This window comes from Streptomyces sp. NPDC050416, from assembly GCF_044458845.1.
Lineage (GTDB): Bacteria > Actinomycetota > Actinomycetes > Streptomycetales > Streptomycetaceae > Streptomyces.
On record NZ_JBITII010000008.1, the window covers coordinates 157,199 to 182,636 of the forward strand.

Here is a 25,438-nt window from a genome sequence, read left to right on the forward strand (position 1 = left end):
CTGCCGCAGCAGCTGCCTAACGCGTCACCGTGAAGTTGTGCAGGATCGCCGCCGTCAGTTCCGGGTCGCCCTCCGTCTTCAACCTGTCCGTCACCGACTCCGGTGTCACGCGGCCGCAGGCCAGGCGGACGTATGTCTCCCAGTCGAGGGTGAGGGTGGCGGCGGGGCCGAGGGCGGGGGCCGTTTCGAGAGTGCCGCGGCCCTGGATGTCGACGCGGATCGTGCGCAGGAACTCGATGGGGCCGTGGACGTCGAAGACGACGGCCGAGCTGCGCGGTGCCTGCGCGTCCTCGGCGACCACGCGCGGGAGTTCGCCGAGCAGCACGTCGCGGGCGACATGCGCGCCGGGGGAGTCGAGGTTGCCGGGCCGGCCGAGAGCCGTGCGCAGGTCCTGCTCGTGCACCCACACGTCGAAGGCGTGCCGGCGCATGGACTCCTCGAGGGTCAGCTCCGTGCCGAGCGGGCCGCGGACCTTCGTGCCCGGGTCGCGCGAGTCGTTGCGCAGCTGGCGGTTGCGGCGGATGATCACGTACTCCAGCTCGGAGGTCATCTCCGGCGCCGTGTGGTGACGGCGGACGTCGACCTGCATCTCCATGTAGCGCTGGTGGTCGTTCGTCACGTGGAACAGGTCGCGCGGCAGCGTGTGGATGGGGCGCGGGTCGCCCAGCATCTCGCAGTCCAGGCCGATGACATGGGAGACCACGTCCCGCACCGACCACCCGGGGCACGGCGTCCGCCGGTTCCACTCGGCCTCCGCGAGCGGCTGGAGCAGCTCGGATATCGCTTCGATGGAGTGGGTCCAGGCGTCGGCGTAGGGCTGGAGGGTGGGATGCAGACTCACGGAACGGGACCCCTCGGCGGTCGGTGCACGGGCAGGTGGTGGCGGTTGCCAGTGGGAGGTGGCGGCTGTCGGTGGGTGTCTTGGCAGCTAAGTTACGCTGCTGTGAGGCACCCCGGCAGTGCTTTCGTGTGACGATCGTAGGCCCGTGGGGAACCCCTTGTTGGACGGGCCGAATGCCAGGACGGTGGTAGTGTGCGCGCCTCTGTGATCCAGATCGCCGTAGACGAGGGCGAATCGGTCGAATCACGCCGTCGGCGGGCGGCCTCGATGGTCCGGGATCAGGCCGGGGCCGATCTCGTCGTTCTGCCGGAGTTGTGGACCACGGGTGCCTTCGCCTACGAGGAGTTCGGGCAGGAGGCCGAGCCGCTCGAAGGGCCGACGTACGAGGCGATGGCGAAGGCCGCGAGCGACGCCGGCGCGTGGCTGCACGCCGGGTCCATTCCCGAGCGTGATCCGGACGGTCCCCTCTACAACACCTCCCTCGTCTTCTCCCCCTCCGGCGACCTCGCCGCCGTTTACCGCAAGATTCACCGCTTCGGCTTCGACAAGGGCGAGGCCGTGCTGATGGGCGCGGGTGCCGAGCTGGTGACGGTTCGTCTGCCGGCGACCACCCTGGGCCTCGGCACCTGTTACGACCTCCGTTTCCCCGAGCTCTTCCGCGGTCTCGTCGACGCCGGTGCCGAGACGCTCGTGGTCCCGGCGGGCTGGCCGGAGCGCCGCCGGTCCCACTGGACGCTGCTGGCTCAGGCGCGGGCGGTCGAGAACCAGTCGTTCGTCGTCGCGTGTGGAACGGCCGGGACGCACGCCGGAGTTCCCCAGGCCGGTCACTCGATCGTGGTCGACCCGTGGGGCGAGGTGCTGGCCGAGGCGGGCGCCGGCGAGGAGGTCCTGACGGTGGAGTTCGACCCCGGGAAGGTCGCCACCACCCGTGAGCAGTTCCCGGCGCTGAAGGACCGGGTGCTGGGGCTCCAGCCTCCCCGCAGGCCCTGAGGGCGCGCCCTCAGCCCTCCCGTTCCTTCTCCGCCAGGTGGATCACACACACGGCCACCGCGATCAGCAGCGCCGGATCCGCGTCCTCGCGGACGACGTCCACACCGTAGGTGTCCCGTACGGTCAGCCACCGCCGGGAGACCACCGCCAGCAGTTCCCCGTCGTACTCGACGGCGAACTCCCGGTCGAGGATCTTGCCGCTGACGTCCAGCTCGCTGCCGTCAGCCAGGGACACGCGGTAGTGGTTGCGCAGCAGGGAGAGCCGTTTGCGGCGGATCGTCGCCAGCGGCTCGCCGCCCCGCTGGAGCACCATCGTGTCGCGCAGGGCGAGCATCTTCTGGTGGATGTCGACGAGGACGCGCCCCTGGGTGTCCTTCAGCTCCCAGGTGTCCCGCAGGCGCAGGGCCTTGCCGTCGACGAGGAACACCTTGGAGCCGCGGTCGTCCTCGATCCAGTAGTCGTCGCCGAAGCCGAGGAGCCGGTCGTACACGAGGAATCTCATGACACCAGGGCTTCCCCGGCGCCGCTGCCGAAACGCCGCCGATAGGCCGACGGGCTGAGCCCGGTCACCCGCCGCAGCCGGTTGCGCAGGTTGGCGGCCGTGCCGAGCCCGCTGCGGGCCGCCACGACGTCCAGGCGTTCCTCGCCCCGCTCGATCAGCCGGCAGGCCAGCGCCACGCGCTCACCGGTCAGCCACGCGAGCGGTGTCGTCCCGAGCTGGGCGCGGAAGCGCCGGTGGAGGGTGGCGGGGCTGACACGCGCGCGTGCGGCCAGGTCCGCCACCGTCAGCGGCTCGCCCAGCCGCTCCTGCGCCCATTCCAGCAGGGGTGCCAGGGACTCGTCCCGTACGTCCGGGACCGGCCGCTCGACGAACTGCCGCTGCCCGCCGTCCCGGTGTGACGCGAACACCAGCCGCCGGGAGACGTGGTTGGCGATCTCGGCGCCGTGGTCACGGCGCCAGACGTACAGGCCGAGATCGAGTGCGGCCGCACTGCCGGCGGCGGTGAGGAGGTCGCCCTCGTCCACGAACAGCACGTCCGGCTCCAGCAGCACCTTCGGGTGCAGGCGGCGGAAGGAGTCGGCCCAGCGCCAGTGGGTCGCCGCCCGGCGTCCGTTCAGCAGTCCGGCCTCGGCGAGCGCGAAGGTGCCGGTGCAGAAGCTCATGACCCGGGCGCCACGCGCGTGTGCGCGCCGGATGGCGTCGAGCACGGCAGGGCCGCGCGGTACGACGTTGTCCGGCCGGCCGGGCACGACCAGCGTGTCCGCCCGGTCCACGGCGTCCAGGCCCCGGACGCCGGTGAGCGTGAAGAAGCCGTGGTTCATCCGGATCTCCGGCGCGGACGCGCACAGCGTCACCTCGTACAACGGCCCCGGCAGCCCCAGCTCGGGCCGGGGCAGCCCGAACAGTTCGGTGGCCACCCCGACCTCGAAGGGGTTGGTGCCCTCGTCGACGATCACGGCGACCTGGTGCGGGCGGTGCGAGGATCCTTGCGGCATGTGCGATTTCTAGCACTCGTGCGAGACCCACGGCACCCCTGAAGATCACCTCATGACCCAGGAACCCGTCTCCCTCGCCCACGCGCTGGCCTCCTTCTCCGAGCAGTGGAGCCCGCGCATCGTCACCGCCGTCAACGACTACGACGTCCGCGTCGCGAAGATCGAGGGCGAGCACGTCTGGCACGTCCACGACCACACCGACGAGTTCTTCCTCGTCCTCGACGGCGAACTCCACATCGGCCTGCGCGAGCCGGCCGGCGAGCGCACGGTCGTCCTGCCCAGGGGCAGCGTCTTCACCGTCCCGCGCGGTACCGAGCACAAGCCGTACGCCCCCGTGCCGACGGCGATCCTGATGTTCGAACCGACCGGCACCCTCACGGTCGGCGACCGCCACGACGACGTGCCCGGGCACGTGGACGCCACCACCGGCCACGCCCTGGACCGGCTGTCAGTGCCGGATGACACCCTGGACGCATGAACGACTCCGCACCCCGACGTGCCCGTGTCCGCGCCCCCGAGCTGACCGGCAAGGGCGGCTGGCTGAACACGGGCGGGCAGCAGTACACCCTCGCCGACCTGCGAGGACGCATCGTCGTCCTGGATTTCTGGACGTTCTGCTGCATCAACTGCCTGCATGTCCTGGACGAGCTGCGCGAGCTGGAGGAGAAGCACCGGGACACGGTCGTGGTGATCGGGGTGCACTCGCCGAAGTTCGTGCACGAGGCGGAGCACCAGGCGGTGGTGGACGCCGTCGAGCGGTACGGGGTGGAGCACCCGGTGCTCGACGACCCGGAGCTGGCCACGTGGAAGCAGTACGCCGTGCGGGCCTGGCCGACGCTCGTCGTGATCGACCCCGAGGGGTACGTCGTCGCCCAGCACGCCGGTGAGGGACATGTGCACGCCATCGAGCGGCTGGTGGCGGAGCTGGAGGCCGAGCACGAGGCCAAGGGGACGCTGCGACGGGGGGACGGACCGTACGTGCCGCCGGAGCCGGAGCCGACGGTGCTGCGGTTCCCGGGCAAGGCGCTGCTGCTGCCGTCCGGGAACTTCCTGGTGAGCGACACGACCCGGCATCAGCTCGTGGAGCTGGCGCAGGACGGGGAGTCGGTCGTCCGGCGGATCGGTTCCGGCACGCGCGGGTTCGCCGACGGACCGTCGGACACGGCCGCCTTCAACGAGCCGCAGGGGCTCGCCCTGCTCGACGACGGATCCGTGGTCGTCGCCGACACCGTCAACCACGCCCTGCGACGGCTGGACGTCACCACCGGTGACGTCACGACCCTCGCCGGTACGGGCAGGCAGTGGTGGCAGGGCTCACCCACCTCCGGTCCCGCCCGCGAGGTCGACCTGTCCTCCCCCTGGGATGTCGCCCTCTGGCAGGGCAAGGTCTGGATCGCCATGGCCGGCGTCCACCAGCTGTGGACGTACGACCCGGTCGAGGGCACGGTCGCGGTCGAGGCCGGGACGGCGAACGAGGGGCTGGTGGACGGCCCGGGGACCGAGGCCTGGTTCGCGCAGCCCTCCGGCCTCGCCGCCACGCCCGAGCGCCTCTGGCTCGCCGACTCCGAGACGTCCGCCCTGCGCTGGGTGGACCCGGACGGCTCCGTCCACACCATCGTCGGCACCGGCCTGTTCGACTTCGGCCACCGGGACGGCCCGGCCGGACAGGCCCTGCTCCAGCACCCGCTGGGCGTCACGGCCCTGCCGGACGGCTCGGTCGCGGTCAGCGACACCTACAACCACGCCCTGCGCCGCTACGACCCCGCGACCGGCGAGGTCACCACCCTGGCCACGGACCTGCGCGAGCCCAGCGACGCGGTGCTCGCCGGCGATGACATCGTGGTCGTGGAGTCGGCCCGGCACCGGCTGACCAGGCTGCGGCTGCCGGAGGAGGCGGTGAAGGTGCCCGAGGTCGCCCACCGCACGCAGCGCGAGGCGACCGAAGTCACCCCGGGGCGGCTCCGGTTGGACGTGATCTTCCAGGCCCCGGCGGGCCAGAAGCTCGACACCCGGTACGGCCCCTCCACGCGCCTGCTGGTCTCCTCCACCCCGCCGGAGCTGCTGCGCAGCGGCGAGGGCGCGGGGAGTGACCTCTCCCGCGCCCTCGAACTCGACCCCTCGGTGCCGGAGGGTGTGCTGCACGTCTCCGCGACGGCAGCCTCCTGCGACGACGACGCCGGCAACGAGTACCCGGCGTGTCACGTCCACCAGCAGGACTGGGGCATCCCCGTCCGCCTCACCGAGGCCGGGACGGACCGGCTTCCCCTGGTGCTGGCCGGGATGGACACGTGATACGGGCGGGGGTCACACCCCGTACCCGTCGCTGTAGCCGTCGCGCGTGTGGTGCCGTCCGTCGTCCACGACCGGCGTCGTGGGCGGCACCACCACGCGCCGCCGCCTGGCGATGCTGCTGAACGTCGTGACGCCGATCAGTCCGACGATCATCAGGATGATGCCGACGAGGTCGAGATTGACCCCCTGCATGTCCCAGTCGGTCGCGAACGTGAGGATGGCTCCCACGGCGATGAGGATGATGCATCCGCCGAGGCCCATGAGTGTCGCCTCCCTGTACGGTCCGGTCGTTCCGGTCCGCACACCGGGTACCCCCGAGGGGAACACCCATGCGGTGACGGCCTGTTCTACCTCTCGAGGAACGCCGTCAACGCGTTCGCGAGCAGGAACGGGTCGTCGGCGCCGCACAGTTCGCGCGCGCTGTGCATCGACAGGATGGCCACGCCGATGTCGACGGTCCTGATGCCGTGCCGGGCGGCGGTGATCGGGCCGATCGTGGTGCCGCAGGGCATGGAGTTGTTGGAGACGAAGGACTGGAAGGGCACGTCGGCCGCCTCGCAGGCCGCCGTGAACTCCGCGCGGCCCGAACCGTCCGTGGCGTAGCGGTTGTTGACGTTGACCTTGAGGATGGGGCCGCCGTTGACGCGCGGGTGGTGCGTCGGGTCGTGCCGCTCCGCGTAGTTGGGGTGGACGGCGTGGCCCGTGTCGGAGGACAGGCAGACCGTGCCGGCGAAGGCGCGGGCCCGGTCCTCGTAGGAGCCGCCGCGCGCGAACACCGAGCGTTCCAGCACGTTGCCGAGCAGCGGTCCGTCCGCGCCCGTGTCCGACTGGGAGCCGTTCTCCTCGTGGTCGAAGGCGGCCAGGACGGGGATGGACGCCGGCTGGGAGGCGCCGGAGGCCACGGCCGCGAGGGCCGCCGTGCCGGCGTGCACCGACAGCAGGTTGTCCATGCGGGGGCCGGCCAGCAGTTCGCGGTCGCGGCCCAGATAGGCGGGCGGTTCCACGGAGTGCGTCATCAGGTCCCAGCCGGTGACCTCGCCGGCCGGGATGCCGGCGTTCTCCTCGAGGAAGGCGATCAGGTCGCCGTCGCGCACGTCGTTGCCCAGGCCCCAGACCGGCTGCATGTGCCGCTGCTTGTCGAGCTTGAGGCCGTCCGCCGTCACCGAGCGGTCCAGGTGGATGGCGAGTTGCGGGACGCGCAGCAGCGGGCGGTCGACGTTGACCAGGCGCGTCGAGCCGTCACGCAGGGTCAGCCGGCCCGCGAGGCCCAGGTCGCGGTCCAGCCAGGAGTTGAGCAGCGGCCCGCCGTAGATCTCCACGGCCACCTGGCGCCAGCCGTGCGCCCCGCTGTCGGGGAGCGGCTTGACGCGCAGGTTGGGGGAGTCGGTGTGGGCGCCGACGATCCGGAACGGCGTGTGCGGCGCGGCGCCCTCCGGCACGTACCAGGCGACGATCGCACCGCCGCGCAGCACGTACTTGCCGCCCTTCGTCCCGTCCCAGGCGTCCGTCTCCGCGACCTGCCTGAAGCCTGCCTTCTCCAGCCGTTCGGCGGCTGTGGCCACGGCGTGGTACGGCGACGGGCTCGCCGCCAGGAAGGTCATGAGGTCGTCGGTGTGGCCGCGGTCGAAGCGGGCTGGTTCGCTCATGGGTTCACCTTAACGACGGACGAGGGCCCGTTCCCCTGGGAAGGGAACAGGCCCTCGAACGGAGGACGTGAGGATCAGAACGCGGCCTCGTCCAGTTCCATCAGGTCCAGCTCGACGCCCTCGGCGACCTTGCGGGCCAGGGTGACGCCCGGCAGGACGTTGGCGGCGAAGAACTTGGCCGCGGCGATCTTGCCCGTGTAGAAGGCCTTGTCCTTGGCGGAGGCGGTCTCCAGCTTCTCGGCGGCGATCGCGGCGCCCTTGAGCAGCAGGTAGCCGACGACGACGTCACCGGAGGCCATCAGCAGGCGGGTGGTGTTCAGCCCGACCTTGTAGATGTTCTTGACGTCCTGCTCGGTGGCCGCGAGGTCGGTGAGCATCAGGCCGACGATGGCCTCCAGCTCGACCGCGGCCTTGGCGAGGTGCTCGCGGGCCCCGGCCAGTTCCTCGCCGCCCGTGCCGAGGGCCAGGAACTTCTTGATGTCCTCGGCGAGGGAGTTCAGCGCGGCGCCCTGGTTGCGGACGATCTTCCGGAAGAAGAAGTCCTGGCCCTGGATCGCCGTGGTGCCCTCGTAGAGGGTGTCGATCTTGGAGTCCCGGATGTACTGCTCGATCGGGTACTCCTGCAGGAAGCCGGAGCCGCCGAAGGTCTGCAGCGACTGGGCGAGCTGCTCGTAGCCCTTCTCGGAGCCGTAGCCCTTGACGATCGGCAGGAGCAGGTCGTTCAGCGCGTGCTCGGTGGCGGCGTCCTCGCCGGCGGCCTCCTTGATCTGGATGGCGTCCTGGATCGAGGCGGTGTACATCACCAGGGCGCGCATGCCCTCCGCGTACGCCTTCTGCGTCATCAGCGAGCGGCGCACGTCCGGGTGGTGGGTGATGGTGACCTTGGGCGCGGTCTTGTCCATGAAGTTCGCGAGGTCGGGACCCTGGACGCGCTCCTTGGCGTACTCCAGCGCGTTCAGGTAGCCCGTGGACAGCGTGGAGATCGCCTTCGTGCCGACCATCATGCGGGCGAACTCGATGATGCGGAACATCTGGCGGATGCCGTCGTGCTTGTCGCCGATCAGCCAGCCCTTGGCGGGGTGCTGGTCGCCGAAGGTCATCTCGCACGTGTTGGAGGCCTTCAGGCCCATCTTGTGCTCGACGTTCGTGGCGTAGACGCCGTTGCGCTCGCCCAGCTCGCCGGTCTCGAAGTCGAAGAGGTACTTCGGGACGAGGAAGAGGGACAGGCCCTTGGTGCCCGGGCCGGCGCCCTCGGGACGCGCGAGCACGTAGTGGAGGATGTTCTCCGACATGTCGTGCTCACCGGAGGTGATGAAGCGCTTCACGCCCTCGATGTGCCAGGAGCCGTCCTCCTGCTGCACGGCCTTGGTGCGGCCGGCGCCCACGTCGGAGCCCGCGTCGGGCTCGGTGAGCACCATCGTGGAGCCCCACTGCTTCTCCGTGGCGATCTTGGCTATGTGCTTCTGGACCTCGTTGCCCTCCTCGAAGAGGATGCCGGCGAAGGCGGGGCCCGAGGAGTACATCCACACGGCCGGGTTGGCGCCCAGGATGAGTTCGGCGTACGCCCAGATCAGGGAGCGGGGCGCGGTGGTGCCGCCGATCTCCTCGGGCAGGCCGAGACGCCAGTACTCGGAGTCCATGAAGGCCTGGTAGCTCTTCTTGAAGGAGGCCGGGACCGGCGCGGTGTTGGTCTCCGGGTCGAAGACCGGCGGGTTGCGGTCGGCGTCGGCGAAGGACTCGGCCAGCTCGTTCTCCGAGAGGCGGGTCAGCTCCTCCAGGATGCTCTTCGCGGTCTCGACGTCCATCTCCTCGAACGGGCCGGTGCCGTACACCTTGTCGCGCCCGAGTACTTCGAAGAGGTTGAACTCGATGTCGCGGAGATTCGACTTGTAGTGCCCCATGGCGACGGCTCCCGGCTCCCTAGAGAGATCGGCGAGGCACTGGCTCCTCGCGCTAGTTCACGTACCAACAAGTAGCTACGATGATGCTACCCGCCAGTAATAAGGCGCAACCCCTTCCGGTCATCTGTGACAGGTCACACCGGAACGGTCAGGGCCGCGGCGTAGCCGTCGCCCGTACTGCCCTTCATCGCCGCCAGCTGCCGCTCGTGGCCGTCGCTGAAGATGCCGTCGTCCTCCAGGGAGAGGCCGCTCAGGTTCCGCACGCTCTCGCCGTAGCCGTCCGTGGCGTACACCGCGTCGCAGGCGGCCTTCGGGAAGGCGAGCTGCGAGGTGTTCGTGATCGACGTGGCCGCGGTGGCGTCGGCGAGGCTGCCGTAGACCTCGAAGTGGACGTGCGGCCAGCGGCCCGGGTAGCAGCCGGGGAAGATGCTGGTGAACGTGACCTGCCCCTTGTCGTCCGTCTCCTGGACGCCGCGCAGGTAGTTCTCCTCGGTGACGCCCTCGGAGTACAGGGAGTAGGCGCCGTCCCGGTCGCAGTGCCAGACGTAGACGGCGGCGCCCTGCTTCGGTGTACCGCAGCCGGAGGCCGCGTCCACCACCGTCAGCGTGATCGTCAGGGGGACGCCCCGGGCGGTGCCGCCGGCGGAGTCACCGAAGCTCCGCGTGATGTCGCCGCGGACGACCCCGCTCTCCTTCAGCACGTTCACGCCGTTCGAGCCGTCACCGGGGAAGGGCCCGGCCGTCTCCTCGGGGATCTCCGCGCACCCGGCGGCCGAAGCGGAGGAGGCCGACGGGGAGGAGGACGCCGTGGTCGTGTCGTCCGCCGTGCAGCCCACCAGCGGAATCAGGCTCGCGCCCGCCATCAGCCGGATCATCCGGCGGCGGGCGAGGACGGGCAGGTCATAGGACAGGCCCCTGTCGTGCTCGTGCGGGCCTTCGTCATGGGGTCCGGTCATGGTCCGACGCTACGAGCGCCGGGCGCGGCGATCCACAGAGCCGGCGCTGTCAACTCGCTGTCGGTTTTCCGGGCCTGCCGTACCGGCCCGATCGCCCGGCCGCGCTCGGTACTCTTGCGCTCATGTACGGCTACGACCAGACAGCGGGCCCGCAAGGGCAGTACGCCCCTCCGCAGCAGCCGATGTCCGGCGGGTACGGACAGCAGCCGCCGCTGTACCCCGAGCCGTCCCCGCCCTCCCTGACGGACGCGGTGCGCGCGTTCACGACCGGGCAGATGTCCGCCGAGGACTTCCAGCAGGTCTTCGCGACGTCGAAGGTCTACTGCCCGCGCGGTGACAACCCGGGTTTCCTCGCCCTGCACAACACCCAGCAGCCGGTGATCCCGATGTTCAGCACGCTCAAGGAGCTGCGCCGGTACGCGGGCAAGGAGTCCAAGTACTTCGTGATCACCGGCGCCGAGGTCCTGGACCTGCTGCCGACCGGCTACGGCTTCGTGCTGGACATGGAGGGCGAACACCGCATGGTGTTCGACGCGAAGGCCGTCGAGCAGATGGTCGAGTTCGCGATGCGCCGGATGTATGGCTAGACGCCATTGCTTCGCAGACGGCCAGGACCTGTGCCCTCACTTCGGCAGGCGCAGCGCCTGGCCGTCCAGGACGACTTCCAGGCCGTAGGCGAATTTCATGTCGCGCAGGGCGACGGGGTCGGTGGTGGCTTCCTCGACCTCCGCGTGCGGAATGGCCAGGTGGGTGTGGTCGGCCGCGGCCCGCTGGGCAGCGGGCATGAGGCGGGCGATGAAGTCCGCCTCGGTCTGACCGGACCGGGCGACCGTGGTGAGCCAGGCGGCCTCCGCGTTGCTCATGCCCATGACGTACGAGAAGACGGTCTCGATCGCACGGCTCGGTTCGGGGAACCCCGCCGCGGTGAACAGGGCCGCGAGGCGCTCGGAGAAGCTCATGTAGTTGGGCCCGAGATAGGCGAGCCCGGCCTGGCCCAGGACCAGGGTCAGCCAGGGGTGCCGTAGGGCCGTCGTACGAAGGACTCCGCGGCCTCGGTCACCGCCGCGCGCCAGTCAGGGCTGTCGGCCGGCGGGACGTGGATCTCGGCGGCGACCTCGTCCACCGCGAGTTCCATCAGCTCGTCCTTCGTGGCGACGTGCCGGATGCCGGCCGCGGTCGCCGCCCTGATGAGCACCATCCCGGAGGAGAAGGCGGGCGTCGGCTCGGCCCTCAACGACACCGTCCAGCAGTCCGGCACCGCCCTCGGCATCGCGATCCTCGGCTCGCTGCTCTCCGGTGGCTACACGGCCGAGATGCCGGCCGGCGCTCCCGGACAGGCCAGGGAGTCCATCGGCGGGGCTCTGGCGGTCTCGGGCGGCGACTGGGGTCTGGTGCGGACGGCCCGGGAGGCGTTCACGGCCTCGATGTCGACGACCTTCACGATCAGCGCGATCGGTGTCCTGGCCGCGGCGGTCGTGGCCACGGTGGTGATGCGGGACCGCAAGGCCGAGCCCGCTCCGGCCGGGAGCGAGGAGCCGGAGCTCGTCGCCTGGCGCGGTCCGTGAGAAAGACCGGCGCCCCCATCCGGGGAGCCGGTCTTTCGTCATGCCCTTGTCCCGTGGTCGCTGCGCCGTCGCCCGGGAATGCTCACCCGGTTTTCTCCGTTGGGGGTGGCAGGAAGTTCAACGCTCAACTAAACTGGGCGTACACGAGGAGGAACCGACATGCCTGCTGTGACCGTCGAGAACCCGCTGACGCTGCCCCGCGTGACCGCGCCTGCCGACGCCGTGGCACGTCCCGTGCTCGCCGTCACGACCGCCCCGAGCGGCTTCGAGGGTGAGGGCTTCCCGGTGCGCCGGGCGTTCGCGGGGATCAACTACCGCCATCTCGACCCGTTCATCATGATGGACCAGATGGGCGAGGTGGAGTACGCGCCGGGCGAGCCCAAGGGCACGCCGTGGCACCCGCACCGCGGCTTCGAGACCGTCACGTACATCATCGACGGGATCTTCGACCACCAGGACTCCAACGGCGGTGGCGGCACCATCACCAACGGGGACACCCAGTGGATGACCGCGGGCTCGGGTCTGCTGCACATCGAGGCGCCACCGGAGCATCTCGTCATGTCCGGCGGGCTCTTCCACGGTCTCCAGCTGTGGGTGAACCTCCCGGCCAAGGACAAGATGATGGCCCCGCGCTACCAGGACATCCGCGGCGGCTCGGTCCAGCTGCTCAGCACCCCCGACGGCGGCGCGCTGCTGCGGGTCATCGCCGGTGAGCTGGACGGGCACGCGGGTCCTGGCATCACCCACACCCCGATCACGATGATCCACGCGACCCTCGCCCCGGGTGCGGAGCTCACCCTGCCGTGGCGCGAGGACTTCAACGGCCTGGCGTACGTCCTGGCCGGGCGCGGCAGCGTGGGCACGGAGCGGCGCCCGGTCCACATGGGTCAGACCGCCGTCTTCGGCGCCGGTTCCTCGCTGACCGTCCGCGCGGACGAGAAGCAGGACTCCCACACGCCGGACCTGGAGGTCGTCCTGCTCGGCGGGCAGCCGATCCGCGAGCCGATGGCCCACTACGGCCCGTTCGTGATGAACACCAAGGACGAACTCATGCAGGCCTTCGAGGACTTCCAGAAGGGCAGGCTGGGGACGGTCCCGGCGGTACACGGCATGACCGCGAGCGGACCGCAGGACTGACGCCGGCGTCGGCTCCTGTAACGAGACAGCCCCGTCCGCAGCATGGACGGGGCTGTCCGTGTGCCCGGGCAGAGCCGGAGGGGCGCGCACCCGTGAAGCAGCCGATGCTCAGCCACCCGGGCGGATGTTCGCGTTGAGCCGGAAGAAATTGTCGGGGTCGTACTCGTTCTTGAGGGCGACCAGGCGGTCGTAGTTGTCGCCGTAGGCGGCCCGTACCCGGTCCTCGCCTTCCTCTCCGAGGTTGTTCACATACTCGGCCCCGACGGAGAAGCGGCTCATCTTGTCCCACCACTGCCGTGCCCATTCCCTCTGCACGTCGCGTTCCTGCGGATCCGTCCATACCGACGCGGCGAAGGTGTCGTATTGCGCGTTCCGGTGGTGGAAGGCCGTTTCCGCGGGCGGGATGCGGCTGACGGCGCCGCCGTACTGCTGGAAGACGATGAGGGACCTGGGCGAGGGAACACGGGAGAAGTGGTCCACGGTGGCCTCGATCGCGTCCTCCGGGATCTCCTCCAGGAAGTGGGACTTCCAGTAGTAATTCAGGCCGATCGGGAAGAAGGGGTCGCCGGCGGCCTGCAGCTGCGTGTACGGAACCGGCCCCACCTGGTCGGCGACGGGCGGGCCGAAACGCCGGAGCGGCTCCAGCACGCGCTCGCCCTGCTCCATCGGTCCGGCGTAGCAGACGGAGATGGCGAATACCGGGTCACCGTCGGGTGAGGTCAGGAAGAAGGCGTCAGCGCTCAGCTCGTCCGGGGCCGATCGTGAGTACTCGTAGTAGAAACCGAGGGCTTCCCGCGCCCGCGCCAGGGGATGGACGACGACACCTCCGAGCACCTCCGGACCCACCGGGTGGAGCGTGAACTCGAAGGAGGTCGCGACCCCGAAATTCGCGCCGGCCCCCCGCATGCCCCAGAAGAGATCGGGATTCACCGTGGTGCTGGCTGTCCGAGAACTGCCATCGGCGGTGATGACGTCGACGGACAGCAGGTTGTCGCAGGCGAGGCCGTAGGTCCGGGCGAGCCGGCCCACGCCGCCGCCGAGCGTGAGGCCGGCGACGCCGGTATGAGTGACGACGCCCGTGGTCGTGGCCAGGCCCGACACCTGTGTGGCACTGTCCAGTTCGCCCAGCGTGGCACCACCTTCCACCCGGGCTGTCCGGTTGCCGGTGTCGACCGCGACGCGGCGCATCGGTGAGAGATCGATCATCAGGCCGCCCACGCACACCGCTTTGCCCGCGATGTTGTGGCCGCCGCCACGCACGGAAACCAGCAGATCGTGTTCCCGTGCGAAGGCCACGGCCGCTGCGACATCGGTGCTCCCGGCGCAGCGGGCGATCAGCGCGGGCCGGTGGTCGATCATGCCGTTCCAGACCCTTCGGGCCTGGTCGTAGGGGTCATCACCGGGGAGGAGCAGTTCTCCGCGCAGGCTCTCCGCCAGTCCCCGAGCGACTGATTCCTCGAGCACGGCTCGTTCGCCCGTCCTCGTGGTTACTTCGAGCGGAGGCATGGCGCTCCTTCTTGGGTCGGCAGCGAACGGCACCCGTACCAGCCGACCAGGCCGCGACCCCCGACGCAGTTCGGACTCGTCCTTACGGGTGACGAGCGACGTGAATGTGAGCTGGTAACCGGGACAGCAGCGCTGACGCTCCGTCACCCGGGCGGGCTTCCCGACGGGACGGCCCGCCCCGGGAATGGTCGGGTGGAGGGGTGCAGGACTCCGAACCACCCGCTTCCGGACCCGAACCACCCGCTCTCGGACCCGGGCCGCTCCTCCCCGAGCCCCTCCGGCGGCTCGCCGCCTGGTGTGGGCTGCTGCTGCTCGTGTCCGGAGTCGTCTACGTCGGGATCCGGCTGTGCGACGAGTTCCGGACCGCGGTCGTGCCCGTGCTGCTCGCGCTGCTCGGGACCGCGCTGCTCGGGCCGTTGCACCGGCGGCTGGTGAAGGCCGGGGTGCAGCGGTCGGTCGCGGCCGGGCTCACCTGTGTCGCCGTCGTCGCCGTGGTCGGCGGGGCCGTGTACATCGTGGTCGCCGCGCTCATCGACACGGGCGACGAGATCGTCGCCTCGCTCAAGGACGCCGCGCGGGACATCTCCGACCACTTCGGGGCGGCCGGGACCTCGCTGGACGACCTGGCCTCCAACGCCCGTGAACTGCTCGGCAAGTTCGGCGGATCCGCCGCCTCCGGCGTGATCAGCGGGGTCAGCGTCGTCGGCGAGACCATCGCCATGGCCGTGCTCGCGCTGCTGCTCGTCTTCTTCTTCCTGCGCGACTCCGACAAGGCAGCCGGCACGCTGCGGGCCCTGTCCCCGCGTGGCTCGGCCGACACCCTGGAGGCCATGGCACGGCGGGCCTTCCACGCCGTCGAGGGCTTCATGCGCGGCACCACCTTCATCGCGCTCATCGACGCGCTCTGCATCACCGTCGGACTGCTCGTCCTCGACGTGCCCGGGGCGGCCGGGCTGGGGGCGCTGGTCTTCGTCGGGGCCTACATCCCCTACCTCGGAGCCTTCATCTCGGGAGCCGTGGCCGTGCTGGTCGCGCTCGCCGACCGGGGGTTCGCCATCGCGCTGTGGGTGCTCGGCGTGGTGCTCGCGGTGCAGGTGCTGGAAGGGCACGTGCTCCAGCCGTTGATCCAGAGCCGGACCGTGCAGATGCACCCGGCGGTGGTGATGGTGGCGATCACGGCCGGGGCGTCGGTCGCCGGAGTGCTCGGCATGCTGCTCGCCGTACCGCTCACCGCGGCCGCCTTCGGCGTCCTGCAGGAACTCCGCAGCCGCTACGGCGACCAGGAGCCGTCGGCGTCCGGGACGCCGTGACCCGCTACGGCGACCAGGAGCCGTCGCCCGAGCCGTCCACGGACTCGTAGAGCTCGAACCAGATGCTCTTGCCCTCGCCGCGCGGATCAACCCCCCAGGCGTGCGCGAGGAGTTCCATCAGCACCAAGCCGCGGCCGGAGGACGCCAGCTCCCCGGGTCTGCGCTTGTGCGGCAGATCGTCGCCGGTGTCGGTGACCTCGATCCGCAGCCGCCGCTCACCCACCGCGCCGGTGATCTCGGCGACGAGCAGCGCGTCGGAGTCGGTGTGCACGAGGACGTTCGTCAGCAGCTCGGACAGCAGCAGCACCGCCGAGTCGAGCTGGTCGGGGGAGGTCCAGTCGTGCAGCAGCTCGCGCAGCTGCTGCCGGGCCACCGCGACCCGCTCCGGCTCGGCCTGTGCGACCGTCAGCATCGTGCGCCGCACGGGGGCACGCACGAGCACGGTGTCGCCGCAGCCGCACCCTTCGTCCTCCCGGCTCAGCAGCAGCAGCGCGATGTCGTCCTCACGGCGGTCTATCAGCGGGCCGGTGGTGTGGTGCGACGACGGCCCGTGCACGGCCTGCACCAGGGTGTCGGCGAGTTCCTCCAGATCACCCTTGTGGTCCTCCAGGATGTCGCGCAGCCGCCGCCAGCCGGAGTCCAGGTCGTGGCCGCCGGTCTCGATCAGGCCGTCCGTGCAGATCAGCATGGTCTCGCCGGACTCCAGGGCGAGCCGGGTCGTGGGGTAGTCGGCGTCCGGGTCGATGCCCAGCGGCAGGCCCCCCGACGTCGGCCGCGTCAGCACCGTGCCGTCGGACATCCGGATCGCCGGGTCCGGATGCCCGGCCCGGGCGATGTCCAGCACGCCGTTCGCCGGATCGACCTCGACGTACACACAGGTCGCGAAGCGCGGGTCGGTGGGGTCCTCGTCGCTGATGCCGTGCAGGAAACGGGAGGCGCGGGAGAGGACGGCGTCGGGCCGGTGCCCCTCGGAGGCGTAGGCGCGCAGGGCGATGCGGAGCTGGCCCATCAGGCCCGCCGCCCGCACGTCATGCCCCTGCACGTCACCGATGACCAGCGCGAACCGTCCGCTCGGTAGCGGTATCACGTCGTACCAGTCGCCACCGACCTGGAGACCGCCGCCGGTGGGGACGTAGCGGGCGGCGACGCTCATGCCCGGGATGCGCTGCGGGCCGAGCCTCGGCAGCATCGTGCGCTGGAGCCCGTCGGTCAGCGCCCGCTCGCTCTCGGCCACGCCCGCCCGGGTCAGCGCCTGGGCCAGCATTCGCGCCACGGTGGCCAGCACGGACCGCTCGTCCGGGGTGAAGGCGACCGGATAGGTGAAGGCCGCCATCCACGCGCCCATCGTGCGGCCGGCCACGGTCAGCGGCAGGAACGCCCAGGACCGGCGGCCGAAGCGCTGGGCGAGCGGCCAGGTCAGCGGGTAGCGGGCCTTGTACTGCTCGGGGGAGGACAGGTACACCGCGCGGCCGGTGCGCACCACCTCGGCGGCCGGGTAGTCCGTGTCCAGCGCCATGTCGGAGAACGGGCTGTCGTCGCCCTGCTGCTGCCCGTGGTGCCCGATGATCGTCAGCCGGTCGCCCTCCACACCGAACACCGCCAGCCCGTCCGGCGAGAACCCGGGCATCGACAGATTGGCCGTGACCCGCAGGACCTCCTGCGTGGAGCGGGCCTCGGCCAGCGCCCGGCCCGCGTCCAGCAGGAACGCCTCCCGCGAGCGCCGCCAGTCACCGGTGACCGCGCTGCGCCCGGCCGGCGTGCCCGGCGTCGGCTCGGTGACCTCCTGGAGCGTGCCGATCAGCCGGTACGCCTTGCGGGCCCGGTCGAAGGACGGCTTGGAGCGGCTGCGGACGACCCGGACGATACGGCCCTGCTCGTCCATGACCCTGACCCGTACCTCGGCGAGGGTGCCCTCGGCGACGGCGAGCTGGACCACGCCGGTGATCTCGTTCCAGTCGACCGGGTGCAGCCGGGACCGGGCCTGGGCCTCCGTGAGGCTGACCTGCTCGGCGGGCAGCCCGAGCAACCGTGCCGCCTCGGCGTCGACCGTGACCAGCCCGGTGGCGGTGTCCCAGTGCCAGAGGCCGGTCGCGAGGGCTGCGAGAGCCTCCCCCACGGCGGGCAGGGGCTCGCCAGTGCGCATTGACCTACTTTAAGAAGACGCGCTCGAACGCTGCCACCGAAGAGTGAAGTGTGCTCGATCGTTAACTGAGGAGAGTCGATCTTCGCCTGGCCGGTACGCTGGGGACCAGTTTCACGTGAAACACAGACCCCGATCAGCGAAGACTGGATGAACGACGATGCATCGGTACAGGTCCCACACCTGCGGCGAGCTCCGCTCCTCTGACGTCGGCACCGACGTCCGGCTGAGTGGCTGGCTGCACAATCGGCGCGACCTGGGCGGCATCCTCTTCATCGATCTGCGCGACCACTACGGCATCACGCAGCTCGTGGCCCGTCCCGGCACCCCCGCCTACGAGGCCCTCGACAAGCTTTCCAAGGAATCGACCGTCCGGGTCGACGGCAAGGTCGTCTCCCGCGGTGCCGAGAACATCAACCCCGACCTGCCGACCGGTGAGATCGAGGTCGAGGTCGGCGAGGTCGAGCTGCTCGGCGCGGCCGCCCCGCTGCCGTTCACGATCAACACCGAGGACGGGGTCAACGAGGAGCGGCGCCTGGAGTACCGCTTCCTGGACCTGCGCCGCGAGCGCATGCACCGCAACATCATGCTGCGCACGGCGGTCATCTCGGCGATCCGCCACAAGATGACGACCCTCGGCTTCAACGAGATGGCGACACCGATCCTGTCCGCGACCTCCCCCGAGGGCGCCCGCGACTTCGTCGTCCCGTCCCGCCTGCACCCGGGCAAGTTCTACGCCCTCCCCCAGGCGCCCCAGCAGTTCAAGCAGCTGCTGATGATCTCCGGGTTCGACCGCTACTTCCAGATCGCGCCCTGCTTCCGTGACGAGGACGCGCGCGCCGACCGCTCGCCGGGCGAGTTCTACCAGCTCGACATCGAGATGAGCTTCGTCGAGCAGGAGGACGTCTTCCAGCCCGTCGAGAAGCTGATGACGGAGCTGTTCGAGGAGTTCGGCGGCGGCCGTCACGTCACCTCGCCGTTCCCGCGGATCCCGTTCCGTGAGGCCATGCTGAAGTACGGCTCCGACAAGCCCGACCTGCGCGCCCAGCTCGAACTCGTCGACATCACCGACATCTTCGAGGGCTCGGAGTTCAAGGCCTTCGCCGGCAAGCACGTCCGCGCCCTGCCGGTGCCGGACGTCTCCGCACAGCCCCGCAAGTTCTTCGACCAGCTCGGCGACTACGCCGTCTCGCAGGGCGCCAAGGGCCTGGCCTGGGTCCGCGTCGCCGAGGACGGTTCGCTGTCGGGCCCGATCGCGAAGTTCCTGACGGAGGACAACGTCGCGGAGCTCACCAAGCGGCTCTCCCTGGCCGCCGGTCACGCGGTGTTCTTCGGCGCGGGCGAGTTCGACGAGGTCTCCAAGATCATGGGCGCGGTGCGGGTGGAAGCCGCCAAGCGTGCCGGGCACTTCGAGGAGAACGTCTTCCGCTTCTGCTGGATCGTCGACTTCCCGATGTACGAGAGGGACGAGGAGACCGGCGCGATCGACTTCTCGCACAACCCCTTCTCCATGCCGCAGGGCGGTCTGGAGGCCCTGGAGACCCAGGACCCGCTGGACATCCTCGGCTGGCAGTACGACATCGTCTGCAACGGCGTCGAGCTGTCCTCCGGCGCGATCCGGAACCACGAGCCGGAGATCATGCTCAAGGCCTTCGAGATCGCCGGGTACGACCGCGAGACGGTCGAGGAGAAGTTCGCCGGCATGCTGCGCGCCTTCCGCTTCGGCGCCCCGCCGCACGGCGGCATCGCCCCGGGCGTCGACCGCATCGTGATGCTGCTCGCCGACGAGCCCAACATCCGCGAGACCATCGCCTTCCCGCTCAACGGCAACGCCCAGGACCTGATGATGGGCGCGCCGACGGAGCTGGAGGAGGCACGGCTGAAGGAGCTGCACCTGTCGGTGCGCAAGCCGCAGCCGAAGTAGGCGACACAGAGGGAGTGGCTCGGAACCGGCGTCGGTTCCGAGCCACTTTCGTACCCGGGGCTCTTGCCCAGCTCTTGCTCAGTTCTTACCCAGGCTCCTGACAGACGGGCTCCCTAGCTTCCCTTCCCATGACGGGACAGGAAACGGCCCACGAGCCGAAACACAAAAGGGATCTGACACGCCGCAAGGTCGTCGCCGCGGGCGCCGGCGCGGTGGTGGCGGCGGGCGTCGGCGGTACGTTCGCGGCGGGCGCGTTCGCCGGGGAGGGGACGGAGGCCGCTCCGGCCAAGGCCAGCGGGAGTGCGGGCGAGGTCTGCTACAAGCTGACCTCCGAAACCACCGAGGGCCCCTACTACATCGACGCGGACAAGCTCCGCCGGGACATCACCGAGGACCAGGAGGGCATCCCGCTCACCCTGCGCCTCAAGGTGATCGACTCCGAGACCTGCAAGCCCCTCGCGAACGCCGCCGTCGACATCTGGCACTGCAACGCGCTGGGGGTCTACTCGGGGTACGAGTCGATGGGCAGCGGCGGGGGCGGAGGCGGCGGGGGCGGCACGCCGCCCTCGGGTACGCCGACCGGTACGCCCACGGGTGCGCCCCCGGACGGTGGCGGTGGCGGCGGGCACCAGGAGCCCACCGACGACGAGCGCTATCTGCGGGGCACCTGGCGGACGGACAAGCGGGGGTTCGTCGAGTTCCGTACGGTCTTCCCCGGCTGGTACCAGGGCCGCTGCGTGCACATCCACACCAAGGTGCATGTGAACGGCACCTGGACCGACGCCGGTTACGAGGGCGGCACGACCTGCCACACCGGTCAGCTCTTCTTCGACGAGGAGGCCGTGCTGGCCTCCGCCGAGGTCGAGCCCTACTCGACCAACACCACGACCCGCACGACCCTCGACGAGGACACCATCTACCCGGGCAACGGCACCCAGGGAGGGCTGCTGAAGCTCCAGTACCGGAAGAACGCCATCGCCAAGGGCGTGGTCGCCGGCCTCACCATGGGGGTCGATCCCACAGGCTGACGGACGTCTGACGGACGTGTGTGGGGCGGACGTGTGCGGTCGTCCGCCCCATATTCACAAACATGGACTTCTGCTCAACCCGTTGACCCGGAAGTTAAGCCTCCATAAAGTCCCTGCGAGAACGCGTATGTGACTGCTGTTCACGTACGTGCACATCGAGGGAGACGACGATGTCAGACGTCGCAACGGCCACACCCGAGGCCGAGCAGCGTGCGGTCGGCAAATTCCTGCGCCGCATGCTTCCGATCCTGGTCCTGATGCTGCTGGTCAACCAGATGGACCGGACGAACGTGGGGTTCGTCCAGAACGAACTGCGCGCCGATGTCGGGGTGAGCGCCACCGCCTACGGGCTCGGCGCGGGCCTGTTCTTCATCGGGTACGCCCTGTTCGAGGTGCCGAGCAACATGCTCCTGGAGCGGTTCGGGGCCCGGGTCTGGCTGACCCGGATCATGATCACCTGGGGTGCGGTGATCGTGGCGATGTGCTTCATCCACAACGTGTGGATGTTCTACGGGCTGCGCTTCCTGCTCGGTGTCGCGGAGGCCGGCTTCTTCCCCGGCGTACTCCTCTACTTCACCCAGTGGCTGCCGGACTCCAGCCGCGGCCGGGCCAGTGCGATCTTCCTGGGCGGATCGGCCACGGCGTACATCGTCACCGGCCCGATCACCGGCGCGCTGCTGGAGCTGCACGGCGCGGGCGGTGTCGCGGGCTGGCGGTGGATGTTCGCCCTGGAGGGTGCCTTCTCGATCCTGGTCGGCTTCATCGCCGGGTTCTTCCTCGTCTCCCGGATCCAGGACGCGAAGTGGCTGACGCAGGAGGAGAAGGACGCGCTGAGCGAGGCGGTGGCACGGGACAAGGAGGCCCGTGACCGGGCGCCGTCGGTGTCGCGGCTGAAGTTGATCTTCCACCCCCAGGTCGCCGTCCTGACCGTGGTCTTCTTCGCGATGGCGCTCACCGGCTACGCGATCACGTTCTGGCTGCCGAGCCTGGTGGAGGAGATCGGAGGGCTGTCCTCCTTCCAGGTCGGCCTGCTGTCGGCGATCCCCTGGATCTGCGCGGTGATCGCGATGTACACGATGGCCCACTTCACCGACCGGGCCCCCGACCGTCGCCCCTACCTGGCGATCGCCCTGGTCCTGTCGGCCACCGGCACGTTCCTCGCCACGCTCGGTTCGCCCTGGTTCGGCCTGGCCGCCCTCACCCTCGCCGCGGTCGGAGGCAAGTGCGCGGCCACGCTGTTCTGGCCGATGGCCCAGTCGGGCCTCGACCTGAAGATCGCCGCGCCGGGCCTGGCACTGGTCAACTCCATCGGAAACCTGGGCGGTTTCGTGTCCCCCACCCTCTTCGGCTACCTCAAGGACACGACGGGCAGCACGAACGGTGGTCTGTACACGCTGTCGGCGGCGTCGATCCTGGCGGTGGTGGGCGTGGCGTTCGTACGGCACACCCACAGGGGGCCGCAGGCGGGCGCCGGGGATCGTGCGGGGGTGACGGGGAAGACGGCGGTGAGCTGACCCGAGCCGACTCCGGACCGGGGCCCGCTCCTTGTCATGGGAGCGGGCCCCGGCCTCGTCGGGAGGTCATCACTCCTCGGCGAACAGATCCTCCACCGCCGTGGCCGTCAGGGAGCGGTCGAACCAGAGGGTGAGGGTGTCGAGGTCAGTGCAGGAGGTGATGCGGTCGCGGGTGGCCTCGGGGACGGGGATGCCGCGCTTCTCCAGCACGCGGAGGATGAGCGCCGTGCGATCTTCTGCCCTGCCCTCTGCCCTGCCCTCGGCCTTGCCCTCCAGGTACGTCTCCTCGAAGAGGGTTCCCCTGCCCGGGAAGTATGTGCCGACCATCGTCTCCAGCTCTCTCCATGTGTCCCGGACCGGAGTGTCCTCCAGCCCGACTTCAAGCCATTCACACCAGTACTTCGCTGTTGCCTTGTCGAACGACCGCATGCCGCGGGCCACCATGCCCAGTATGGCGGGGGCGTCTTCGCTGCCGCTATGCACGATGGCCGAGAACGTGGCCATCGCCGGTTCACGGGCGACCATGGACTCGTCGGTGATCAACGGTACGTTGTCCGGGCCGAGCACGAAGGGATGCGTGGCCTGCGTCGTCCAGCTGCCTACGCGGCACTCGAAGATCCCTTGCCACGGCTCCGGGCCGTCTGGGCTTCGACGGCGATGAGGAAGCTGTCCCCCTCGGACGGCTCGACTTTCAGCACCGTGTCCACACGGCGTTCCAGCGGCTTGATCTCTGTGGCGTCGGGGGTGAGCGCCTCGATAATTGCCTTCGCGGGCGGCGGTAGGCCCAGCGCCTCGAAGGCGGGGGTGAGAACCTCCGGATGGTCTTGGAAGATCCGGTGTGAGGTCTCATGGGTTGATGTGACCATGTGCGCAAGTTAGGCCCATCAGGGGGCGACGTACCCGGCGAACGAGCTTGCGTTCACTCTTTCGAGAGCGGCAAAAACGTTCACTTCATGGAGTGCTGCTACCTCGCCACGAACTGGGTCAGGATCGCCTGGACCTCGTAGATGTCGACTCCCTTGGTAAAGGTCTTCTCGATGGGGGTCGGGGTGCCGGAGATCCAGATCTTGAGTTCGGCGTCCAGGTCGAAGGTGCCGGCCGTCTCCACCGCGAAGTGGGTGATGCTGCGGTACGGGACTGAGTGGTACTCCACCTTCTTGCCCGTGATGCCCTGCTTGTCGATCAGGATCAGGCGGCGGTCGGTGAAGAGGATGGTGTCGCGGATGAGGAGGAACGCGGCGTGGACCTGTTCGCCGTGGCCGAGGAGGCGGGCGTAGTCGTGCTGGGCCGATGCCGGGTCGATGGTGTGTGCGTTGCCGAACAGTGCCATGGGAGTCCCCCGGGTGGGTGATGGCGGCCGGGTGGCCGGTCTCCCGCGATCTTCGCAAAGCACGGGGCCCGGGAGAAGGTTCTCGTTCTCCCGGGCCCCGTGCTGTAGCGAGCGTGTTACGCCGGTTACACCGTCGGCTTGTCCTCAAGGCGCGGGAAGAGGACCGCGCCCTTGGTGACCGTCGTGCCGGCCGGGAGCCTGCCCCAGTGGCCGGCCTCGCCGATCTTCTGGTCCGCGAGGGCGCCGAGGGAGGCCTCCGCGCCGAGCGAGTCCCAGAGCTTCTGGGAGGTGTCCGGCATGACCGGGTTCAACAGGACCGCCACCGCGCGGAGGGACTCCGCGGCCGTGTAGAGGATCGTGGCGAGGCGGGCCTTGGCCTCGTCGGAGCCCGCTGCGTCAGCAGCATGATCAGATGCAGCCTTCGCGACCTTCCAGGGCTCCTGCTCGGTGATGTAGCCGTTGACCTGCTTGACGAAGTCGAAGACCGCCAGGATGCCGCCCTGGAAGTCCAGCTCCTCGCCGATCCGGCGGTCCGCCTCCGCGACGGCCTTCGCCAGGCCCTCGTGGATCGCCTGCTCCGCCTCGCCGTCGGCCGCCGACGCCGGCAGCTCGCCGCCGAAGTACTTGCCGACCATCGCCGCGACGCGGGACGCGAGGTTGCCGTAGTCGTTCGCCAGCTCGCTGGTGTAGCGGGCGGAGAAGTCCTCCCAGGAGAAGGAGCCGTCCTGGCCGAAGGCGATCGCGCGCAGGAAGTACCAGCGGTACGCGTCCACGCCGAAGTGCGAGGTCAGGTCCTGGGGCTTGATGCCGGTCAGGTTCGACTTCGACATCTTCTCGCCGCCGACCATCAGCCAGCCGTTGGCCGCGATCTTGCCGGGGAGGGGGAGGCCCTGCGCCATCAGCATCGCCGGCCAGATCACGGCATGGAAGCGGAGGATGTCCTTGCCGACCAGGTGGACGTCGGCCGGGAAGGTCTCCTCGAACTTGGCCTGGTTCTCGTTGTAGCCGACCGCCGTGGCGTAGTTCAGCAGGGCGTCGACCCACACGTAGATCACGTGCTTGTCGTCCCACGGGACCGGGACGCCCCAGTCGAAGGTCGAGCGGGAGATGGAGAGGTCCTGCAGGCCCTGGCGCACGAAGTTCACGACCTCGTTGCGCGCGGACTCGGGCTGGATGAAGCCGGGGTTGGCCTCGTAGTGGGCGAGGAGCTTCTCGCCGTACTCGCTCAGCTTGAAGAAGTAGTTCTCCTCGCTGAGGATCTCGACCGGCTTCTTGTGAATCGGGCAGAGCTTCTGGCCCGCGAAGTCGCCCTCGCCGTCGAGGAGCTCACCCGGGAGCTTGTACTCCTCGCAGCCGACGCAGTACGGGCCCTCGTAGCCGCCCTTGTAGATCTCGCCCTTGTCGTACAGGTCCTGGACGAACTCCTGGACGCGGTCCGTGTGCCGCTTCTGCGTGGTGCGGATGAAGTCGTCGTTCGCGATCTCCAGGTGCTCCCAGAGAGGCTTCCACGCTTCGGTGACGAGTTTGTCGGCCCACGCCTGGGGGGTGACCCCGTTGGCCTCGGCCGTGCGCATGATCTTCTGACCGTGCTCGTCCGTGCCGGTGAGGTACCACACCTTCTCCCCGCGCTGGCGGTGCCAGCGGGTGAGCACGTCGCCTGCGACGGTCGTATAGGCGTGGCCCAGGTGAGGAGCGTCGTTCACGTAGTAGATGGGGGTCGAGACGTAGTACGCCTTCGCCCCCTGCTTCTCGGATCCAGTGGCCGCCATGGGCGAAATCCTACTGGTCCCCTGAAGGTCGACTCACACGTGTTTCGGGGGGTGGACGTGGACAGGGGCTCTGTCCACGTCCACCCCCCAGG

The 25,438-nt window shown here is 69.8% G+C and carries 25 protein-coding genes; 10 read left to right on the forward strand and 15 right to left on the reverse strand.

Annotated features, from left to right (window positions below):
- Positions 1-16: 16 nt before the first annotated feature.
- A complete protein-coding gene (locus tag ACIBL4_RS25225) occupies positions 17-841 on the reverse strand; it encodes a maleylpyruvate isomerase family mycothiol-dependent enzyme (protein WP_399413766.1) in 825 nt (274 codons plus the stop codon).
- Positions 842-1,033: 192 nt separating this feature from the next.
- Between ACIBL4_RS25225 and ACIBL4_RS25230 the strand changes: the two genes are divergently transcribed.
- Positions 1,034-1,831 carry a carbon-nitrogen family hydrolase gene (locus ACIBL4_RS25230; protein WP_399413768.1) on the forward strand — a complete coding sequence of 266 codons (798 nt, stop codon included), beginning with the start codon at positions 1,034-1,036 and terminating at the stop codon, positions 1,829-1,831.
- A gap of 10 nt (positions 1,832-1,841) precedes the next feature.
- On the opposite strand, the gene ACIBL4_RS25235 is transcribed toward ACIBL4_RS25230, so the two are convergent.
- Positions 1,842-2,333 carry an LURP-one-related family protein gene (locus tag ACIBL4_RS25235; RefSeq protein WP_356927233.1) on the reverse strand — a complete coding sequence of 164 codons (492 nt, stop codon included), beginning with the start codon at positions 2,331-2,333 and terminating at the stop codon, positions 1,842-1,844.
- Positions 2,330-3,328, reverse strand: a complete 999-nt coding sequence (locus ACIBL4_RS25240) for a helix-turn-helix domain-containing protein (protein ID WP_399413771.1) — start codon at positions 3,326-3,328, stop codon at positions 2,330-2,332. The genes ACIBL4_RS25235 and ACIBL4_RS25240 overlap by 4 nt, the downstream gene beginning before the upstream one ends.
- A 52-nt stretch (positions 3,329-3,380) precedes the next feature.
- Here ACIBL4_RS25240 and ACIBL4_RS25245 point away from each other — a divergent pair, with 52 nt between their 5' ends.
- Together ACIBL4_RS25245 and ACIBL4_RS25250 are read left to right on the forward strand one after the other, a co-directional pair.
- Positions 3,381-3,806: a cupin domain-containing protein gene (locus ACIBL4_RS25245; RefSeq protein WP_399413773.1), complete on the forward strand. Its 426-nt coding sequence runs from the start codon at positions 3,381-3,383 to the stop codon at positions 3,804-3,806.
- Positions 3,803-5,620, forward strand: coding sequence for a thioredoxin-like domain-containing protein (locus tag ACIBL4_RS25250; RefSeq protein ID WP_399413775.1), 1,818 nt, complete (start codon positions 3,803-3,805; stop codon positions 5,618-5,620). Before ACIBL4_RS25245 ends, ACIBL4_RS25250 begins: the two co-directional genes overlap by 4 nt.
- A gap of 12 nt (positions 5,621-5,632) precedes the next feature.
- On the opposite strand, the gene ACIBL4_RS25255 is transcribed toward ACIBL4_RS25250, so the two are convergent.
- The 4 genes from ACIBL4_RS25255 to ACIBL4_RS25270 all read right to left on the reverse strand — a co-directional run bounded on the left by ACIBL4_RS25255 (position 5,633) and on the right by ACIBL4_RS25270 (position 10,123).
- On the reverse strand, positions 5,633-5,881 hold the full coding sequence (locus tag ACIBL4_RS25255) for a DUF6458 family protein (protein WP_010032488.1): 249 nt from the start codon (positions 5,879-5,881) through the stop codon (positions 5,633-5,635).
- An 86-nt stretch (positions 5,882-5,967) separates the two neighbouring features.
- Positions 5,968-7,266 (reverse strand): M18 family aminopeptidase, encoded by a 1,299-nt coding sequence (locus tag ACIBL4_RS25260; RefSeq protein ID WP_399413777.1) that lies wholly within the window; start codon positions 7,264-7,266, stop codon positions 5,968-5,970.
- Positions 7,267-7,340: 74 nt separating this feature from the next.
- Positions 7,341-9,167, reverse strand: a complete 1,827-nt coding sequence (locus ACIBL4_RS25265) for an acyl-CoA dehydrogenase (protein WP_399413779.1) — start codon at positions 9,165-9,167, stop codon at positions 7,341-7,343.
- 134 nt (positions 9,168-9,301) lie between these two features.
- Positions 9,302-10,123, reverse strand: coding sequence for an intradiol ring-cleavage dioxygenase (locus ACIBL4_RS25270; RefSeq protein WP_399413781.1), 822 nt, complete (start codon positions 10,121-10,123; stop codon positions 9,302-9,304).
- Positions 10,124-10,245: 122 nt separating this feature from the next.
- Between ACIBL4_RS25270 and ACIBL4_RS25275 the strand changes: the two genes are divergently transcribed.
- Positions 10,246-10,710, forward strand: a complete 465-nt coding sequence (locus ACIBL4_RS25275; RefSeq protein WP_086560757.1) for an SseB family protein — start codon at positions 10,246-10,248, stop codon at positions 10,708-10,710.
- A gap of 36 nt (positions 10,711-10,746) precedes the next feature.
- Here the strand turns inward: ACIBL4_RS25275 and ACIBL4_RS25280 are convergent, their stop codons facing one another.
- On the reverse strand, positions 10,747-11,196 hold the full coding sequence (locus tag ACIBL4_RS25280; protein ID WP_399414144.1) for a TetR/AcrR family transcriptional regulator C-terminal domain-containing protein: 450 nt from the start codon (positions 11,194-11,196) through the stop codon (positions 10,747-10,749).
- Complete coding sequence (locus tag ACIBL4_RS25285) at positions 11,130-11,321, reverse strand: hypothetical protein (protein WP_399413784.1); 192 nt, start codon at positions 11,319-11,321, stop codon at positions 11,130-11,132. Before ACIBL4_RS25285 ends, ACIBL4_RS25280 begins: the two co-directional genes overlap by 67 nt.
- On the opposite strand from ACIBL4_RS25285, the gene ACIBL4_RS25290 reads away from it, so the two are divergent.
- Both ACIBL4_RS25290 and ACIBL4_RS25295 read left to right on the forward strand, forming a co-directional pair.
- Positions 11,311-11,688, forward strand: coding sequence for a hypothetical protein (locus tag ACIBL4_RS25290; protein ID WP_399413786.1), 378 nt, complete (start codon positions 11,311-11,313; stop codon positions 11,686-11,688). The genes ACIBL4_RS25285 and ACIBL4_RS25290 overlap by 11 nt on opposite strands.
- A gap of 159 nt (positions 11,689-11,847) precedes the next feature.
- Positions 11,848-12,825 carry a pirin family protein gene (locus tag ACIBL4_RS25295; protein ID WP_399413788.1) on the forward strand — a complete coding sequence of 326 codons (978 nt, stop codon included), beginning with the start codon at positions 11,848-11,850 and terminating at the stop codon, positions 12,823-12,825.
- 108 nt (positions 12,826-12,933) lie between these two features.
- Here the strand turns inward: ACIBL4_RS25295 and ACIBL4_RS25300 are convergent, their stop codons facing one another.
- The gene (locus ACIBL4_RS25300; RefSeq protein ID WP_399413790.1) at positions 12,934-14,331 is read right to left on the reverse strand and encodes an FAD-binding oxidoreductase; all 1,398 of its coding nucleotides are present in this window, start codon (positions 14,329-14,331) and stop codon (positions 12,934-12,936) included.
- Positions 14,332-14,531: 200 nt separating this feature from the next.
- Between ACIBL4_RS25300 and ACIBL4_RS25305 the strand changes: the two genes are divergently transcribed.
- Complete coding sequence (locus ACIBL4_RS25305) at positions 14,532-15,641, forward strand: AI-2E family transporter (RefSeq protein ID WP_399413792.1); 1,110 nt, start codon at positions 14,532-14,534, stop codon at positions 15,639-15,641.
- 4 nt (positions 15,642-15,645) lie between these two features.
- Here ACIBL4_RS25305 and ACIBL4_RS25310 read toward each other — a convergent pair whose 3' ends face one another.
- Complete coding sequence (locus tag ACIBL4_RS25310; protein ID WP_399413794.1) at positions 15,646-17,784, reverse strand: SpoIIE family protein phosphatase; 2,139 nt, start codon at positions 17,782-17,784, stop codon at positions 15,646-15,648.
- Between the two features lie 157 nt (positions 17,785-17,941).
- Between ACIBL4_RS25310 and aspS the strand changes: the two genes are divergently transcribed.
- The 3 genes from aspS to ACIBL4_RS25325 all read left to right on the forward strand — a co-directional run bounded on the left by aspS (position 17,942) and on the right by ACIBL4_RS25325 (position 22,247).
- The gene (aspS, locus tag ACIBL4_RS25315; protein WP_399413796.1) at positions 17,942-19,705 is read left to right on the forward strand and encodes an aspartate--tRNA ligase; all 1,764 of its coding nucleotides are present in this window, start codon (positions 17,942-17,944) and stop codon (positions 19,703-19,705) included.
- A gap of 128 nt (positions 19,706-19,833) precedes the next feature.
- Positions 19,834-20,733: an intradiol ring-cleavage dioxygenase gene (locus tag ACIBL4_RS25320; RefSeq protein ID WP_399413798.1), complete on the forward strand. Its 900-nt coding sequence runs from the start codon at positions 19,834-19,836 to the stop codon at positions 20,731-20,733.
- A 170-nt stretch (positions 20,734-20,903) separates the two neighbouring features.
- Positions 20,904-22,247, forward strand: coding sequence for an MFS transporter (locus tag ACIBL4_RS25325; protein ID WP_399413800.1), 1,344 nt, complete (start codon positions 20,904-20,906; stop codon positions 22,245-22,247).
- A gap of 69 nt (positions 22,248-22,316) precedes the next feature.
- On the opposite strand, the gene ACIBL4_RS25330 is transcribed toward ACIBL4_RS25325, so the two are convergent.
- The 4 genes from ACIBL4_RS25330 to metG form a co-directional block, all read right to left on the reverse strand.
- Positions 22,317-22,814 carry a hypothetical protein gene (locus tag ACIBL4_RS25330; RefSeq protein ID WP_399413802.1) on the reverse strand — a complete coding sequence of 166 codons (498 nt, stop codon included), beginning with the start codon at positions 22,812-22,814 and terminating at the stop codon, positions 22,317-22,319.
- 32 nt (positions 22,815-22,846) lie between these two features.
- The gene (locus ACIBL4_RS25335) at positions 22,847-23,113 is read right to left on the reverse strand and encodes a hypothetical protein (protein WP_399413804.1); all 267 of its coding nucleotides are present in this window, start codon (positions 23,111-23,113) and stop codon (positions 22,847-22,849) included.
- Positions 23,114-23,211: 98 nt separating this feature from the next.
- On the reverse strand, positions 23,212-23,577 hold the full coding sequence (locus ACIBL4_RS25340; RefSeq protein ID WP_020270419.1) for a PH domain-containing protein: 366 nt from the start codon (positions 23,575-23,577) through the stop codon (positions 23,212-23,214).
- A 125-nt stretch (positions 23,578-23,702) separates the two neighbouring features.
- Positions 23,703-25,346 carry a methionine--tRNA ligase gene (gene metG, locus ACIBL4_RS25345; RefSeq protein WP_399413806.1) on the reverse strand — a complete coding sequence of 548 codons (1,644 nt, stop codon included), beginning with the start codon at positions 25,344-25,346 and terminating at the stop codon, positions 23,703-23,705.
- Positions 25,347-25,438: the final 92 nt, after the last annotated feature.